This window comes from Paenibacillus sp. FSL F4-0125 (genome assembly GCF_038008565.1).
Taxonomy (GTDB): Bacteria; Bacillota; Bacilli; order Paenibacillales; family Paenibacillaceae; genus Paenibacillus_AQ.
In genome coordinates this window covers 476,353-492,236 of record NZ_JBBOZJ010000001.1, presented here as the reverse complement: position 1 = coordinate 492,236, position 15,884 = coordinate 476,353, and the positions used below count along the sequence as shown (strand labels likewise).

Annotated in this window: 13 protein-coding genes; 1 reads left to right on the top strand and 12 read right to left on the bottom strand. The window is 45.5% G+C overall.

What is annotated here, in order from left to right; genetic code table 11:
- Positions 1–45: 45 nt before the first annotated feature.
- From NST74_RS02200 to NST74_RS02165, 8 genes are all read right to left on the bottom strand, one after another.
- A complete protein-coding gene (locus tag NST74_RS02200; RefSeq protein ID WP_341115810.1) occupies positions 46–678 on the bottom strand; it encodes an NAD(P)-dependent oxidoreductase in 633 nt (210 codons plus the stop codon).
- 217 nt (positions 679–895) lie between these two features.
- Positions 896–1,309, bottom strand: a complete 414-nt coding sequence (locus NST74_RS02195; RefSeq protein WP_341110231.1) for a GNAT family N-acetyltransferase — start codon at positions 1,307–1,309, stop codon at positions 896–898.
- 291 nt (positions 1,310–1,600) lie between these two features.
- Positions 1,601–2,674, bottom strand: coding sequence for a glycoside hydrolase family 88 protein (locus NST74_RS02190; RefSeq protein ID WP_341115809.1), 1,074 nt, complete (start codon positions 2,672–2,674; stop codon positions 1,601–1,603).
- A gap of 108 nt (positions 2,675–2,782) precedes the next feature.
- A complete protein-coding gene (locus NST74_RS02185; protein ID WP_341110229.1) occupies positions 2,783–4,738 on the bottom strand; it encodes a heparinase II/III family protein in 1,956 nt (651 codons plus the stop codon).
- A 79-nt stretch (positions 4,739–4,817) separates the two neighbouring features.
- On the bottom strand, positions 4,818–6,440 hold the full coding sequence (locus NST74_RS02180) for an extracellular solute-binding protein (protein ID WP_341110228.1): 1,623 nt from the start codon (positions 6,438–6,440) through the stop codon (positions 4,818–4,820).
- 58 nt (positions 6,441–6,498) lie between these two features.
- Positions 6,499–7,359 (bottom strand): carbohydrate ABC transporter permease, encoded by an 861-nt coding sequence (locus NST74_RS02175; protein ID WP_341110227.1) that lies wholly within the window; start codon positions 7,357–7,359, stop codon positions 6,499–6,501.
- Between the two features lie 10 nt (positions 7,360–7,369).
- A complete protein-coding gene (locus tag NST74_RS02170; RefSeq protein WP_341110226.1) occupies positions 7,370–8,290 on the bottom strand; it encodes an ABC transporter permease in 921 nt (306 codons plus the stop codon).
- Between the two features lie 286 nt (positions 8,291–8,576).
- Complete coding sequence (locus NST74_RS02165; protein ID WP_341110225.1) at positions 8,577–10,838, bottom strand: helix-turn-helix domain-containing protein; 2,262 nt, start codon at positions 10,836–10,838, stop codon at positions 8,577–8,579.
- Positions 10,839–11,097: 259 nt separating this feature from the next.
- On the opposite strand from NST74_RS02165, the gene NST74_RS02160 reads away from it, so the two are divergent.
- The gene (locus tag NST74_RS02160) at positions 11,098–11,406 is read left to right on the top strand and encodes a hypothetical protein (protein ID WP_341110224.1); all 309 of its coding nucleotides are present in this window, start codon (positions 11,098–11,100) and stop codon (positions 11,404–11,406) included.
- 319 nt (positions 11,407–11,725) lie between these two features.
- Here NST74_RS02160 and NST74_RS02155 read toward each other — a convergent pair whose 3' ends face one another.
- The 4 genes from NST74_RS02155 to NST74_RS02140 all read right to left on the bottom strand — a co-directional run bounded on the left by NST74_RS02155 (position 11,726) and on the right by NST74_RS02140 (position 15,665).
- Positions 11,726–11,950, bottom strand: a complete 225-nt coding sequence (locus NST74_RS02155) for a YezD family protein (protein ID WP_042123679.1) — start codon at positions 11,948–11,950, stop codon at positions 11,726–11,728.
- A gap of 111 nt (positions 11,951–12,061) precedes the next feature.
- A complete protein-coding gene (cysW, locus tag NST74_RS02150) occupies positions 12,062–12,925 on the bottom strand; it encodes a sulfate ABC transporter permease subunit CysW (protein WP_341110222.1) in 864 nt (287 codons plus the stop codon).
- 657 nt (positions 12,926–13,582) lie between these two features.
- A complete protein-coding gene (cysT, locus tag NST74_RS02145; RefSeq protein WP_042123674.1) occupies positions 13,583–14,437 on the bottom strand; it encodes a sulfate ABC transporter permease subunit CysT in 855 nt (284 codons plus the stop codon).
- A 100-nt stretch (positions 14,438–14,537) separates the two neighbouring features.
- Positions 14,538–15,665, bottom strand: a complete 1,128-nt coding sequence (locus NST74_RS02140) for a sulfate ABC transporter substrate-binding protein (RefSeq protein WP_341115808.1) — start codon at positions 15,663–15,665, stop codon at positions 14,538–14,540.
- Between the last annotated feature and the right edge of the window lie 219 nt (positions 15,666–15,884).

The following is a 15,884-nucleotide window of genomic DNA, read 5'->3' as shown; positions in this document are numbered from 1 at the left end:
ATTCGGCCCCTTTCCGCTACACTTCAATCCACAACTAGCTTGATATCAATAAGCTACAGTAAATCTCGTCCGGCTAAAATTCCCCTCTTCCAGCTCGTCTACCATAGCTACAGCAAAATCCTCCACACTAATCATGCTTTCGCCATTCTCATCAAAAACGAGACGGTCGAGTCCAATGCGAAATTGACCTGTACGTCGACCTGACTGAACTATCGCGGCAGGACTGGCATACGTATAGTCCAGCTCTGTGTTTGTATAGATTTCATAAGCTTCCGCATGTGCCTCAGCCAACGGTCTAATCTCAGCAGGGAATTTTTCCGTATCCATCAACAGCTCTCCGGTTTCTGTCTTCAAACTGCCCGCACCACCAACAACCAGCAATCGATTTAGCCCAGCTTCTTGCATTCCCCCTACAATCGCCTTCGCTGCTGTTATCAAATCCTTCTCTTGGCCGACTGCTGGACCGTAAGCACTAATGACCTCTTCATGTCCACGGACTGCAGCTGCAACTGAAGCAGCATCTAGAACATCTACTGTCGTGATGTGCAGACGTTCATGTTCAAGAGTGAACGTTTCTGGATTACGTACCGCAGCGGTTACCTCATGTTTTCTTTTTAAAGCCTCCTGTACAATCGCCTTTCCAATCGTTCCTGAAGCACTCAATACTACAACATCCATCTGTTTTTTCCTCACTTTGTTTAGATAAGGTCAACGTACGACCTTCCTACTTATTTGTATTTTCAATACTCGTCTCAATAGCTTTTCCCTTACAACCTTTAAACATTATTTATCCCATGAGGGTTATTTAAAATCAGATTCCCATAAGTTAACTTCCAAACGAAAAACCCCTTAACCAACACAAGGGGCACTCTCTACTGAACAGCATGTACTCGCATTAAGGGCACAAAAACATTCCCTGAGAACGTGGCATGACCGATTCAAAGCCATATTGTGCATACAATTTCGAGGCTTCCCCATCTGCAATCAGACTTACATAAGCCTTGTCCGGTACAGTATGAAGAAATTGCCTAATTTCCCCCATGATCAATTTGCCTAAACCCCGTCCTTGATGTGAAGGCTTAACCGCGATATCCGTGACCTGAAAAAAGCATCCCCCATCGCCAATCACCCTGCCCATCCCGATCAAGGTATTCTCCTCATACAAGGTAACCGCGAAAATAGATCGAGGCAATCCTATCGCAGCCCCTTCCGCGCTCATTTCACTTAGTCCAGCTTCTTTTCTCAGCGCTAAATACTGTTCCACTGAAGGACATTCATGACGTATATCCAGCTTCCCTGTCGTCCCCATACCGTTCTCCTCCTAGCTCTTTAACATACACTAAGCTTAGCACCGTTCAGCATTGCTGTTCCAACTATATACGACTCTATGGTACACAGGCAAGGCTCACCGTAGTTCGGGTAACGCTTACCCCTCTTCCCATATTGAACATACAACAGTTTCTCGGAATAGCGGAATGTCTGTCCAAAAATTATAAAGCCGCCTAGCACATACGCAAGGCGGCTTTTGGAATCAACGATTCTCATTAAACTATGCAATTACTCCCATTAATCTGATTAGCACATCTGGTATATCATTTCACTACCACAAAAACAAGTCGTTCCCCTTTAACTTGAACACAGCTTCCATGAAATAATAATCGCCATAGATGATTGAAATATGAATATCTTGATGATGATACGCTGCTGAGCCGTTGATCAACAGCTGATCGGAATCCGTCGTCCAGTCGCAACGAGAAGCATCCACTGTTCTCAGCAGCTTCAGCGCGGCGTTCATATAAACGTCCTTTTCGTACTCCCCGACAGCTTTGGCGATTTCGATCAGACCGCAAGCTGCGATTGCAGCAGCCGTGGAATCTTCGTAAGCAGGCTCCTTCGGTTGCCGGAAATCGATCGGAATAATGCCGTTATCCGGAATATTGGCCATAAAATAATGCGCCACCCGTTTGGCTGCCTGCAAATACTCCTGCTTCCCCGTATGCATATAACTGATCATAAAGCCGTACAAGGCCCACGTCTGCCCGCGTGTCCAGGACGAACCATCCTCGTAACCTTGGCCACCATAAGTTCGGACCACACCTCCATGAAATGGATCGAACTCCACAATATGATTCACGGAACCGTCCGGTCTGATAAAGGTACCCAGAGCGGTGTCCGCATGCTTCATGGCAATTTGCGCATATCGCGGATCTTTGGTCTCTTCGCTCGCCCAGTAAAGAAGCGGGAGATTCATCATGCAATCCACGATCGCCCACCCTCTCGTATCTTCGCTGGCCGTATCATCGTTCCAAGCGCGGATAAAATCGCCCGCTAGGTTAAATCGTCCGGCAAGTAAGTTGGCGGCATGCATTGCCCTTTTACGGGATTCCCGATTTCCGGTAACTTTATAATTGACCACACTCGTAGGCAGCCACATAAATCCGACATCATGATGCAGACCATAAAATTGGTGGAAACAGGCATCCAACGCATCTTCCGTGAAATTGGCGATTTCCTTGTACTTCTGAATGCCCGTTTCATGGTACATGAGCCACATCATACCGCCCCAGAATCCATTCGTCCACCAGTTGATATCCTTTTCAATCTGATTGTCGTGCGTTCCGTTTCCTGTTGTATATGGAATCTTGTTTCTTGATCTTTCACACACTACCCCCATTTTGTCCGTTAGTTTGGCAATGACATTATCTACCCAAATTTGATCGTCAGTCTGCAGGTTCAACAATCTGTTCACTCCTATTTTCAACTTTCAAAGGGTCTCCCCCTTTCAAACCCGTTTGCTTATATGCATATCTCTTTCTTTTATTGAAACCAAATATCGCTCACCAAACTCGAACTCAAACACACCTTCCTCTGTTTCAATGATCTGAACATTAGGCTGTTGTGCCCCTTGGAAAGGAATTAGCACCGTTAAGAAAGTAATAGTACCGCTGTACTTATCTTGAAAGCGTACCCTTATTGAAGGCCTTGAGAGATCCGTCTCATCGGACAATCTTCCCTCCAAGAGATCCAATTTCCCTGTATGGCTTGTCGTTATCGTCAGATTCGCAATTTCACTTGTCGCGATCACGCCGCCCGGGTTCTCCTTCACCTCGACAAAATCCAGATGGAAATAACGCTGAACGCTATGATCATTCAGCCCTTCTACCCGATCCGCAATCAGCACGCACCCATTATCGACTAGTGAAATATGCCTGTGATGGATAAGAGGCTCGTAGTTTGTGTGGCAGGCACTGGCGAGCTGATAGAAGCCTCTATCCTCCACATTGTAGATTCCACCAGGCTTTTGCGGACCGAATTTAAAGGCACTTATATACTCAAAATGGTTTCGCTCATCGATCAGCAGTGTAGAGTGGTAATTGGAGCTCTTAAACTGCTTGCGGTCTTCATCATCCCGATAACAGAAAAATCCCGGATCACAAATCATGTCTTTTCCAAGCGCCGTAAAATCAAAGCTCATCAGATCGATATGGGCGTGGGCATTCTGTATTGGGCTTTTACATGTAAACAAAAAGCTAAGAGCCTTTGAATCCCAGCCGCTGCGGATAATCGCTTGATCTAACGTACGATTCCAGAACGTCCTAGGCTTATCCAATACAAACTGTCTGCCCTGCAGAGAATGCAGCTCTTCCACGAATTGGCGGACATCGAGTGCCCTCCATACATGCTTGCTTGCTTCCCGTACTACCTCAGTCACATCGATCAAGTTCGTTGCAAGCCCCAGCCAAGAAACATCATCCAACGCAAAATATCCATAGACACCGGACATTACAGCAAGCGGGTTCGCATAAGAATCGCCGACGGGTACGCATTTACCAGTTGGTCTTAGTGAGTAGATGGAGTAATCCAGGTTTTTTCTAAACCGCTCCATGTACGCTGGAGAGAACTGAAATTCGAAACGGTTAGCTAGAACCACAGCCAGCCCGAACCAGAACATGCAGCCATTATGATACGATGGGCAGCCCTCGATTTGACCGCCGTCCTCTGTCAATTGCGCGATGCTGCACTTTTCGATGCCATCGATCGCAAAAGTCTTCCATTCCTCAGCTTCTTTCAGCTCGGGAAAGTAAAGGGCAGTCGTCAGAAGGCCCAAACATTCCATTAAATAATGGTTATGATCCGCTTTAGGCCACAGCTGATGCGATACATTTCGCAAGGCCTTTACTTGCTTGTAAATGACTGTTAAATAACACTCCAATACTGCCTCCGTAAACAGCTCCGAGCGGCCTAGATGCTCCAGGACCAGCGGCCAAATTTTATAGGCCCGGATACCAATCTCCAAAACCCTCAGCGGATGGCATTCCGTAAAATAGCCGATCGGCTTATCGAGCAAGTCCACAGGAATAGTAACCGTTTCGATCCAGTCCAGCATTTCGTCGATGACCTTGAGTCCATACTTCGCGTCCTTGGTAAGCGAGTAAGCTTCCAGTAAGTCCTGCCAATGATTCATGCGATTCAGCTGCCATAAATATTCATTGTCATTATGTCTGCGTTCCAGCCAGCTGGGCGGATTCCCGACAAATTCCCTGACTCCCCCCGTACCGGGAAGCATGATCATTCCTTGATAGGCGAATTCGGCATTCGTGATCGTCTCGCGCACATGATCAGGCATATGTGCTGCGATATAGGCGGCTTTCTCGTCCATCGGCTCAAGCCGTGATCGCAAGTTAGCTAACAGCTCCGTCGTAGACATCGGCTCTTTCAGCCATGATTGCAGATTCATTTATTCATCTCCATTATGTTATTTCGAATTCGAAATGCCCCCTCCGAAATCATTAAGACTCCGGAAGGAGCGACTCCAGCTATTTCATGTAACGGTCGTATGCACCTTGCTCTAAAGCAAGCAAATCCTTGATGCCTAAGTCTTCCAATTCCTTAATATACTTACTGAATGTCTCATCGTTGATCGGTTCCACGCCAAGCACCCATCTCTGAAGCTTTTCCTCCACATAAGTCAGTACGCCAGCATTTAACTCCTCAAATTTAGTCCGTTCCTCATCCGTATACGCAATCGGCGGGTAAGCCTCCATAATATAGCCATTGTCAATGTATTCCTTGATGCCTTTCAATGCAGTCGCGTTGGTCCATTGTTCTTCGTAAGCATAGTCTTGATGAAAGGCCAGCTCGATCTGTGCTCCCTCTTCCTGAAGTTGTTGGATCACTGTCTTTTCTTTATTTTTCAATACAGAATCTTTAAACTTCGGCTTGCCGTCCACGAGGTCGTAATCCTTTCCTTCGATGCCAAAGTTCATTAGTCTCCGGCCCTCTTCAGAGAACCAGAAATCCATATATTTGATCGCTTCGACGGGATGTTTGGTTGCCGCTGAGATTCCCCATCCGCTCGCATGCGTCTCTTTTCGGGAGCTCTCTTCGACGACTTTGCCCTCGGTATTCGCTGGAGGCGTCATCGGAACAAAGGAGAAGCCCGGAATCTTAGCTGCAAGAATGTCATTAAAATTAGCCGTGCTGGCGAACCAGTCATGCGTCATGCCACCGACATTGTCTGCGAGCAAAATGTCACGCGCTTTCGCTCCGCGGGTGAAGATTTCTTTATCGATTAAGCCTTCCTTATACCACTTCGCAATATTTTCAATGGCCGTCTTATATCCTGGCTCATACATGCCGTACTTCACGACACCGTTGTCCGCGTAAAATCCGCGTTTGGCCGCATCGGCCCCGCCCCGCACGCCCCACTGGATCAGCAGATCATAAATCCCATCCAGCTTTGTCCGGCTGAAGTATGGAATTTCATCGTTTACTCCGTTACCGTTCGGATCTTTTTCTTTGAATGCTTTCAATAGCGCGTACAGCTCATCTACCGTTTTCGGTTGCTCAAGTCCCAATTTATCCAACCAATCCTGGCGTACAAACCAGCCTTTAGCAGCCGGCCCATCCGGAGTAAAGTTAAGGAAATACGTTTTTCCGTTATAGGCTTTCATATATTTGGCTGCATCTGGATGTTCGGAAAAGAACTTTTTAATGTTCGGGGCATGCTTTTCGATCAATTCATCAAGCTCAAGAAAGGCCCCTTCAATCCCCAGACTGTCATACTGCTCCTTAATTTGATGATGAACCAGATCCGGAATTTTTCCGGAAGCCATCATTGTGTTGAATAGTTCTTTACTATTCGTCGAGGCTTTAGATGCGCTTCCCTTCAGCTTAATATTGGTCATGGCTTCCGCTTCCTTGAAGACGGGCCAGTTATCGTCGAATATAAACTTATCTGAGTAATGCATGTGGATCGTCAGTTCAAGCGGATCTTTAACGATCAGGTGCCCGGATAGCGGTTTTGTATCCGACTCCTTTGAATCATTTGCTGAACTTGCGCTATTTTGTGGAACGTTATTATTACTACAGCCTGCCAGTAGCATACCGACAGTCACCATGATTACAGCCGATGATTTCATCCATGTTTTGTTACCCACATTCACGACCTCCATTTATTGGTTTCTTGATTTCATAGTAAAAAGATTGAGACAGCCACTAACCTTTGACCGAGCCGATCATGGTCCCTTTAACGAAATATTTCTGAATGAAGGGATAGGCTGCAACAATCGGAATAATAGAGACGATGATCGTCGCATAAATGATCGTTTCCTTAGAATAAACCGCCATATTCCCCATTTCGTCGCTCACGTTCATTTCCACGATCAGCTTCTTTAACAGAACTTGTAGCGGTATCTTACTCTCATCGCTCAGAAGAATCATCGTCCAGAAGTAGCCGTTCCAACGGTGCACCGCATAGAACAAACCTATCGTCACAAGAGAAGCTTTGGACAGCGGCAGATACACCTTCCATAAGATCGTTAAATCATTTGCTCCGTCAACCTTTGCCGCTTCCTCGAGTTCCTCCGGAATGCTCTGGAAGAACGTTCTCATAAGGAAGACATAGAAGGTCGTAATGGCAAAGCCGATAACGATCGTAAACCTGCTGTCAAGCATGTTCAAATCTCGGAAATTGAGATACATCGGAATCATGCCCGGTTGAAACCACATCGTCAGCGCAATAAAGAAGCTGATGGCCGTACGTCCCATAACCCGTTTCTTTGACAGGGCATAGGCACCGCAAATGGTGAGAATTAAATTGACGATTACGCCGAATATGGTGTAATAGAACGTATTTAAATAGGCAATCCAAATTCCCTTTTCCGATAATACCTTTGCATAGGAGTCAAAGTTAATATCTCGCGGCAGCAAGATCACCTTACCTGTAACGACCGCTTGGGAAGAGCTGATGGATGCGGATAAGACATAGACAAACGGGTACAATGCAAGCAAAGCGATCATTCCAAGAAATACACAATTAAAAATATAAAACAGCTTTTCGCCTCTGGTTTTTTTCATCTTCCATCACCTACCATAATCCAGTCTCCGTTAACTTCTTACTCATCTTGTTAGCAAATACGACGAGAATAAATCCAACCACGGCATTAAACAGTTCCACCGCTGTCGCCAGGTCGTAACGTGCATCCTGCAGACCAGACCGGTACACGTAGGTGTTAATAACGTCGGCCGTCTCATAGGTGGCTGGCTGATACAGAAGAATAATCGCCTCATAGCCGACTTCCAGCATGGAACCCACCTTCATGACAAGCATGATTGCGATCGTCGGAATGATGGCGGGAAGCGTGATATGCCACATTTGCTTCCATTTATTAGCCCCATCGATAACCGCCGCTTCATATAAGGCCGGATTGACGCCCGACAAAGCCGCTATATAGATGATGGTACCGAAGCCCGCTTCCTTCCAAATATCCATGGACCCGATAAAAATCGTACGGAAATAATCGGGATTGGTCAGAAAGTATTGCTTTTCTCCTCCCATCATTTCGATCAGGATATTGACAATGCCGTTGCTAGGCGCCAAAAAGTTAGTAACAATCCCAGCTACGACAACGACCGAAATAAAATGGGGCAAATACGTGAAGGTCTGCACCGTTGCTTTGAATACTCCATTCTTCAATTCGTTAAATAACAAAGCGAGGATAATCGGCGCAGGAAACGCGAACAGCAATTGATACAAACTAAGCAATACTGTGTTTTTTAATAGCCGCCAGAAATATGGACTTTTAAAAAAGGTTTCGAAGTGTTCAAACCCAACCCAGGGACTAGCTTCAATTCCTTTATATACACTGAAATCCTTGAAGGCGATTTGTAGACCGTACATCGGCTTATACGCAAAGATGATATACCAAGCCAGAAACGGTATCAGGAGCAAATAAAGATAACGGTCTCTGATAAAGTTGGCTTTTATTTCTTTAAAGTTAAGCAGCACCCTCTTCTCCTCTCGCAACGATGTTTAGCTGATCCCCTCAGGAGCGCTCCCATATGAAAGGTCAGCGTTGCAATTAAAACTATAGGAATGAATGTAAGCGCTGTCTATCGCCATTATTTCATCTACCACCAACTCTTTATGTCATGGCCTATAATGTGCATTTTTTTATGTATCAACAATTTCTCGTTATAAAGAAACGTCCGTCGAACATACAATAGCCGCCTGGCACTTTGGCTAGGCGGCTATTGTTGAATCATCAATATTCATTATATAAATCCTTGAAATCTTATTGCTTCTCGTTAAGTTTCTTTGCGTATTGGCCAGGAGCTAATCCTTCATACTTGCGGAACATGCGAATAAACGTGTTCGCATTGTTGCAGCCGACCATCAACGCCAAATCACCAATCTTAATGTCTTTCTGTTGACGCATAATTTCTTTGGCTTGCTGCACACGATAAAAATTCAAGTAATCTTTAAAATTTTCGCCGGAATGATTTTTGAATGCGATGCTGACATACCCGGGAGAGAAGTTAAACTCCTCCGCTATCATGCTAAGTGATAAATCCCTGTTGTAGTTGTCGTGAATATATTCGATCATCCGCTTTACCGTGCTGTTATCCATCATTTCATTCTGCTGATCAATCGTATCAAGCATAGCGCTAAATAAGGTCGTAATGGCCGAAACCATCAGCTCCTTCGATTCGCCGTGCTGCACAATGTCCAGAGATTCCTGGTGGGCTTGAACAAATTCTTCGAAAGACATATTCAACTGCTGAATAATTCGACTCAGTGTAGCCAACACAAGCAAGCTGAACTGGTCGAGCTGCTGCCGCGTTAACTGCCTTTGCTCCAGATTTTCCGATAGAAGCCGGTTTAGCGTATTTAATGCATTTTCCCGTTTGCCGCGAATCACATAGCTAATCAGCTCGCGTTCCGTATCGATAGGATAATAATAGCTAACCATCTGAACTTGGCTGAGTTGTTTATAAGTGATGACGGAGGTCTTATCCACTGCCGACCTCCGCTTCAGGATATCAAGCGCCTGGATAAAGGAGCGGTCGATTTCACCAGCAGAGGCTACGGGCTGGCCGACAGCTGCAGTCAATCCATACGCATGTGCATCCTCGACTTGAGCCATGGCTTTCATGAGCTTCTTCTGAATCGATTCCGTATCGGAGTCCCTGATTATGAAGACAAATTTAGTGAAATCGTGATCAAGCAGCTCGCAAGGGAAATGAACCTTCAACTGCTCATAAATGATCAAGGAAGTCTTTGATTTTATCGTAAGAATCGCTTCTTTCGAATATTGCTCCTCCAATTCCTTACTGTTCGAGAAGGAAATCACGCAAACGCTCAAGTTGGCAGAAAGACTTTGTAGTTGATGTGTATTTAGCAGGTCATCCACCTTGTCAGGGGAAATTAATCCATGCAGCAAATCCCGCAGAAACTTGTCTCTCATTGAAAGCCTGTGCTCATTTAGCGCGGACTTCATCTGTTCATTAGCTTTACTTATACTCGTCGCTGTCTCATTAAGAAAAGCGAATTCGTCTGTACCCGCAGGCTCACCGTAGCTTTTGAACAAGCCGACGAGATGACCTACTGGCCGGTACATGCGCCTGGAAACTGTATATGCGAATGCAAGTCCAACAATGATGAGAATAACTAATAGTAGTGCAGCCCCTTTCAAGTTTGGTGTAAAGGAGTCTGCCAATGAGTAATTCTGTGTAACATACATATACGACCATTGTGGCATCGTTTTCGAGCGGATCAAATGGAAATCGAATTTCTCATTGGACAGCTTCGTGTAATCAGCGGTTGCCTGCCCATCTAGTTGTGCCAGTGGATAAGTAAGCAATTCCTTGCCCCGTTTATCGTCAAAGCTTGATTTGAGCGTAACGTATCGACCATTCTCGATAATGGCAAAAGCTTCTTGCGTATCAGATGATAGGGGCGGCAGCAGTAATTGCTCAAAGAATGAGACAACGAAAAACAATGAATTCCCTATTCCTACCCTTTCTGGATTAACAATTATTATGGACGCGCTTTCATCTCCCGCCGAAGTATTTCGGCTACTCGATAGCGTTATATTTGGGCTCGTGCTGTCTGTGCCTAATTGTGCCAAATCCTGATTAGTCATCCCCATATCTTCCATATAACGTCTTCTATCCGACGAGATTTGCGGCGTAATGACCAAATCGTCGTTAGTCTTCATTAAATCGATGCTGTAGCCGAATTCAGAGAATGCATCTATATGATTTTGCAGTGCATATGAGGTTTGTGTGATCTCATAGTAATTGCGTTCTTTTTCAGCGAATTTAACGACATGCTCATCTAATCTCAACTGCGCAATTAAATTGAAAGAAACACCGAGCTTCGTATCAATTTTGTCACGCGATTGCATCAGAAAATTCTGCTGATTCTGACTAAGTTCTGAACGCACTCTTTGACTGTCCTTAAAAAAAGACAGGCAGACCGCAATCATCGTGTAAGCGAATACAATAATAAGGTAGGCAATAAGTAGTTTTGTGAAAAAAGACTTTCTAAGCAATTTGATCTCCCCTTGGTGATTCCTTTATAAATTGAAAATCACCTATCAGGAAAGTTTGTATCCTCATCGGGTGATTACATCTCCTGACCATCCTTTTGGAAATATCTAACTCTCACTATATATGAATATGAAAATGACGTCCATTACCAAAATTCACTGCGCTATTCACAGGACTTGGGACGATCAAATTCTTGAATCCTATTACTAACTGTGTGGAATAGTATCTATAACAATATTCTAAAAAGGTTGGTGAAGCATAATGTCTCCTGTAGCAAAGCTGTTTAAATGGGGTACGTGCCTGTATGAAGCCTTTCTGGCTCTGCCGTTGATCGGTGGACTCTTTATCATCGCTAATGGTTGGGTTCCACTGGCCATTGCTTTTTTGCTCCACGCAGTAGCCATCGTTATACTGCAAAGAGAGCAGAAACCCATTGTCGGAAACGTGCTAGGCATTATCACCTCGATTTTAGCGTTCATCCCTATCTTAGGCTGGATTATGCACGGCGTCACTGCGCTCGTACTGCTGATGGAGGGTGTGTCCGCCTCACGCCAAGCCCCTCGCTATTAAAAGGGGCAGATATCGTCCGTCGGTCGCTTGCTTGGGAAAAAGATAACAGAGCAGTCGTATCTCCATGTTCGGATGAATCGCTGCTCTGTCTTTTGGTAAAAAGAGATACCTATTTGATGTTTTTTATGCGATAGCGACTATAGGGGCCGTTAGCATGCCAAATGTGCAAAAAACTGCGTTTAGGGTCTTCTGAGTCCGATCGGTACTTCGTATCAAAAAACAGAGGAGTTGCCTCAGCAGGCTTTCAAGGCTGCTGAGGCAACTCCATAATTTTAATCCAGTAAGATAATATATACCTGTATGATTACCCGAGATTGTATCAACGTCCTGCCGATTGGGAATCAGCTCGCCGGGTTCCGCCCTCACCAATGTAACGCCCATTTGCGTTGCCATTGCCATTCTCAAAACGTTTGCGTTCCGTACGCTCCATCTGAACAATCTGACCTTCATGCACTACAATGTGCAAGGAGCCAAACTCCATATCATCCAGAAGCCCTGCAATCCGCGTAAGCCATAAATCATCCACTTTCAGCGGTTTAGCCATTCTCTAGCCTCCCTTTCCCCATCCAAAGGATTATATCCGCCTAATTTTCACAATTCCGTTATTACCAACCAGTATACTATGAATTAACTTAGCACGGAACCAAAAGTACTGTCAATGGGCATTTTTTCGTGATAACCAGCTTTTAATAATCATCGTCACCAAAGCCAACAAGAGGAGCAGTGATGCTACTGCAAAAGACGCTGAAAATTGATATTCATTGTACAAAATCTCAACGTGCAGCGGCAGTGTATTCGTCTCCCCGCGTATATGCCCGGACACTACAGAGACTGCACCGAACTCGCCCATGGCCCGCGCATTACACAAAATAATGCCGTATAATAAACCCCATTTAATATTAGGAAGCGTGACTCTGAAAAAGATTTGCCAACCATGTGCTCCGAGGGTAATCGCTGCCTCTTCCTCCTGTGTCCCTTGATCCTCCATCAGTGGAATCAACTCACGCGCCACAAAAGGAAATGTAACAAACAGTGTGGCCAACACGATCCCTGGAAGCGCAAATACGATCTTGATATCATGGGCGCTCAGCCAAGGGCCAAACCAACCGTTGGCGCCGAAGACGAGCACAAAGATCAGACCGCCGATGACAGGCGATACTGCAAAGGGGAGATCAATCAAGGTAATGAGAAACCCTTTGCCGCGAAAACGAAACTTGGTTACTGCCCACGCAGCCGCTACACCAAAGAAGGTGTTCAATGGTACAGTGATCGCTGCAACAAGAAGCGTCAGCCTCAGTGCGGAACGGGCATCTGGATCAGTTAGAGCAGCTATATATACGTCCCAGCCTTTTTTCAGCGCCTCTGTCAGCACGACAATCAAAGGCAGAGCAATCAGCCAAAAAAGGACTAGTCCAGCAGCTCCGATCAACACCCATTTTACAGCCTTGGTTTCCGTTGTCGCTGGCGAGGACGTATTCTTCTGCAGCCGGGGGGCTTGGAGTGGGACGGTGCCTGCCACAAGTTATTCCTCCTTTAAAGGGTTTTACGAAAGCATGATTAGCTTTTGAAAAATGCCGAATTTCGGTAGATATGAAGCATCTTAGAGAAGTCTTGGTTTTCCGATCGTTTGCTGTCTCGGAAATTATTGAAACAAGATTATTGGTAATGGGTCACTTCCAAGGAATATTGGTCTTATCGGATGATCTGCTATCTCGAAATTTGTGAAATCTGAATTACTGGTATTGAGTCACTCCGAGGAATATTGGACTTCCGATCGCTGTTATCCTCAGATTTCCTGATTTAAACCGCTTCTCGCGGTAGAAATCCGAGGATAAAGGCGAACGCTAGCGCTTCTACAGTTCCAATAATCCTCTCCGTTCCTATTTACAGGCCATCTGGTTTCAAACCTCGAGATCGCTGTCGCTCCTCTAACTGCAAACTCCTCTCCGTTCCTTTCTTACCAGCCATCTGGTTTCAAAACTTCGAGATCGCTGTTGCTCCTCCAAAACCCGGACTCTTCGAGTCCTCTATCTAACGGAGGATTCCGCATTTTACGTAAGCAAGTATGCTTCGTAAAATAAAGTCGTCATTTACCTGTTAGGGTATAGCTTCGCTAAGAATCGCTCAGCAAGTTCTAATACAAAAACATTAGAGAATAGGGGACGATCCTAAAAACCTACCGAGAAGTCTTACGCACCCAACGCTGGAGCGTATTAATAACTAACAGCATTAAGAAGGAAATGAGCAGCAGAAGCAACGCTACGGCAGTAGCACCAGCGTAATCATACTGCTCCAGTTTAGACATAATAAGCAACGGAGCAATCTCCGTCCTCATCGGCATATTACCGGAGATGAACACGACTGAGCCAAATTCGCCGATACCACGGGCAAATGCCAAAGCAAAGCCTGTTAACAGCGGAGGGAACAACTCTGGCAATACTACTGAACGAAAGGTTCTCCAGCGGCCTGCACCAAGGGTTGCTGAGGCTTCCTCCATATCCCGATCCAAATCCTCCAGCACCGGCTGTACCGTTCGCACGACGAACGGTATCCCGATGAACATTAAGGCAAGAGTAATGCCAAGCGGAGTAAATGCCACCTTTAATCCCAGCGGCTCAAGCCACGCTCCGATCCAGCCGTTTGTCGCATAAAGAGCCGTCAAGGAGACACCAGCTACAGCTGTCGGTAAAGCAAACGGAAGATCGATCAGCGCATCAAATATTCTTTTGCCCGGAAATTCATAACGCACCAGTACCCATGCCAGTAAAAGACCTAGAATAGCATCGACAAAAGCAGCAGCCGCTGCCGTAGATAGGCTGACACGATACGAAGCCAATACGCGCGGATCCGTAGCTACATCCCAGAATTTCGCCCAGCTCAGTCCAGTAGAATTGAACAATAGCGCTGAGAGCGGCAAGAGTACTACAAGACTCAGGTAAAGTACGCTGTACCCCATCGTTATTCCAAAACCGGGCAGTATCTTTCTCCGAGTTGTCGCCGGTGCAGCTGTAGTAGTTGCGGTGACATTCATCCCCTATTCATCCTTTCTCGCCTTCGGCAGGTTAGCCGATCAGCCCCTTACTAGGGACAAATCTCTAAAAGCAAAGTAGAAATCCCATTTTATTAATCAATTATTTAGCACCCGGCACATAGATCTTGTCAAAGATCCCGCCATCGTTAAAATGCTTCTCTTGCGTTTCTTTCCAAGTTCCAAATTTATCAGCCAGTGTGAATAGCTTAATTTCCGGGAACTTATCTTTATATTGTTCTTTCACGCTTTCTAGCGTTGGACGGTAGTAGTTCTCAGCCGCGATTTTTTGTCCTTCCTCCGTATAGAGATACTTCAAGTAAGCCTCGGACACCTCACGCGTATTTCTTTTATCCACAACCTTATCTACTATTGCTACCGGCGGTTCCGCCAGAATACTCTCAGATGGATTTACGATATCGAATTTATCCGGACCGAGCTCTTCTACAGAAAGATAAGCTTCATTCTCCCAAGCAATCAGCACATCGCCAATTCCACGCTCTACAAAAGTGGTCGTCGAACCGCGCGCACCCGTATCCAGCACTGGAACATGTTTGAACAGTTCTTTTACAAATTCCTCTGCCTTAGCTTCATCGTTATTGTTGTGATCTAACGCATAACCCCACGCCGCCAAGTAGTTCCAACGTGCACCACCTGATGTTTTCGGATTTGGTGTAATCACTTCTACGCCTTCCTTTAGCAGATCCGGCCAATCTTTGATTCCTTTCGGATTCCCTTTGCGTACTAGGAACACGATTGTTGAGGTATAAGGTGAACTGTTATGATCAAATTTACTTTGCCAGCCTTCATTGATAAGACCCTTTTCCTGCAATGCGTCAATATCATATCCAAGGGCCAGTGTGACCACATCCGCTTCCAGACCATCAAGCACTGCACGGCTTTGTTTACCTGATCCACCGTGAGATTGCTTAATTGTGACCTTCTGTCCCGTTTCTTTTTCCCAGTAAGCTGCAAAAGCCTTATTATAGTTCTCATATAGCTCACGAGTAGGATCATAGGAGACGTTGAGCAGTTCTACCGGATCTTTGGATGGCGCTATTGTAGCTTCTGCAGCATTCGTAGCCTCCGCTGTATTGGTTGATGCTGGTGAGTTCGTTGCCGAACTAGCACTATTTCCGCTATTGTTATTGCCGCCGCAAGCCGCAGTAAGTCCTGCCGTCAGCAACAAGGTAAATCCTACAAGAAGCCCTTTGTTCATTTTTCTCTTCATCATTTCCACTCCCCCATGTTTTTCTTGCCATCATTTCATTCTTAAAATATAAGAAAGTATAAGTTTCACGTTATACATTTTCCTTATATTTCTCGCTTAAACGCTTACCGTCCTTATTAGGAGGCCGAGGCGTTTATGCTTGCAGGTAACAAAAAGAACGGAGGAAAGCCCACGTATGGCAGGTCAAACCGGTCCTATGACACGTGTCTGCGAGCCTAA

Coding starts and splice junctions, on each gene's coding strand:
- NST74_RS02185 (WP_341110229.1), bottom strand. CDS start 4,738: ATGAATCTGCAATCATGGCTGAAAGAGCCGATGTCTACGACGGAGCTG.
- cysT (WP_042123674.1), bottom strand. CDS start 14,437: ATGAATGTCACCGCAACTACTACAGCTGCACCGGCGACAACTCGGAGA.
- NST74_RS02175 (WP_341110227.1), bottom strand. CDS start 7,359: ATGAAAAAAACCAGAGGCGAAAAGCTGTTTTATATTTTTAATTGTGTA.
- NST74_RS02200 (WP_341115810.1), bottom strand. CDS start 678: ATGGATGTTGTAGTATTGAGTGCTTCAGGAACGATTGGAAAGGCGATT.
- NST74_RS02155 (WP_042123679.1), bottom strand. CDS start 11,950: ATGGCTAAACCGCTGAAAGTGGATGATTTATGGCTTACGCGGATTGCA.
- NST74_RS02190 (WP_341115809.1), bottom strand. CDS start 2,674: ATGGGGGTAGTGTGTGAAAGATCAAGAAACAAGATTCCATATACAACA.
- NST74_RS02195 (WP_341110231.1), bottom strand. CDS start 1,309: ATGGGGACGACAGGGAAGCTGGATATACGTCATGAATGTCCTTCAGTG.
- NST74_RS02140 (WP_341115808.1), bottom strand. CDS start 15,665: ATGAAGAGAAAAATGAACAAAGGGCTTCTTGTAGGATTTACCTTGTTG.
- NST74_RS02160 (WP_341110224.1), top strand. CDS start 11,098: ATGTCTCCTGTAGCAAAGCTGTTTAAATGGGGTACGTGCCTGTATGAA.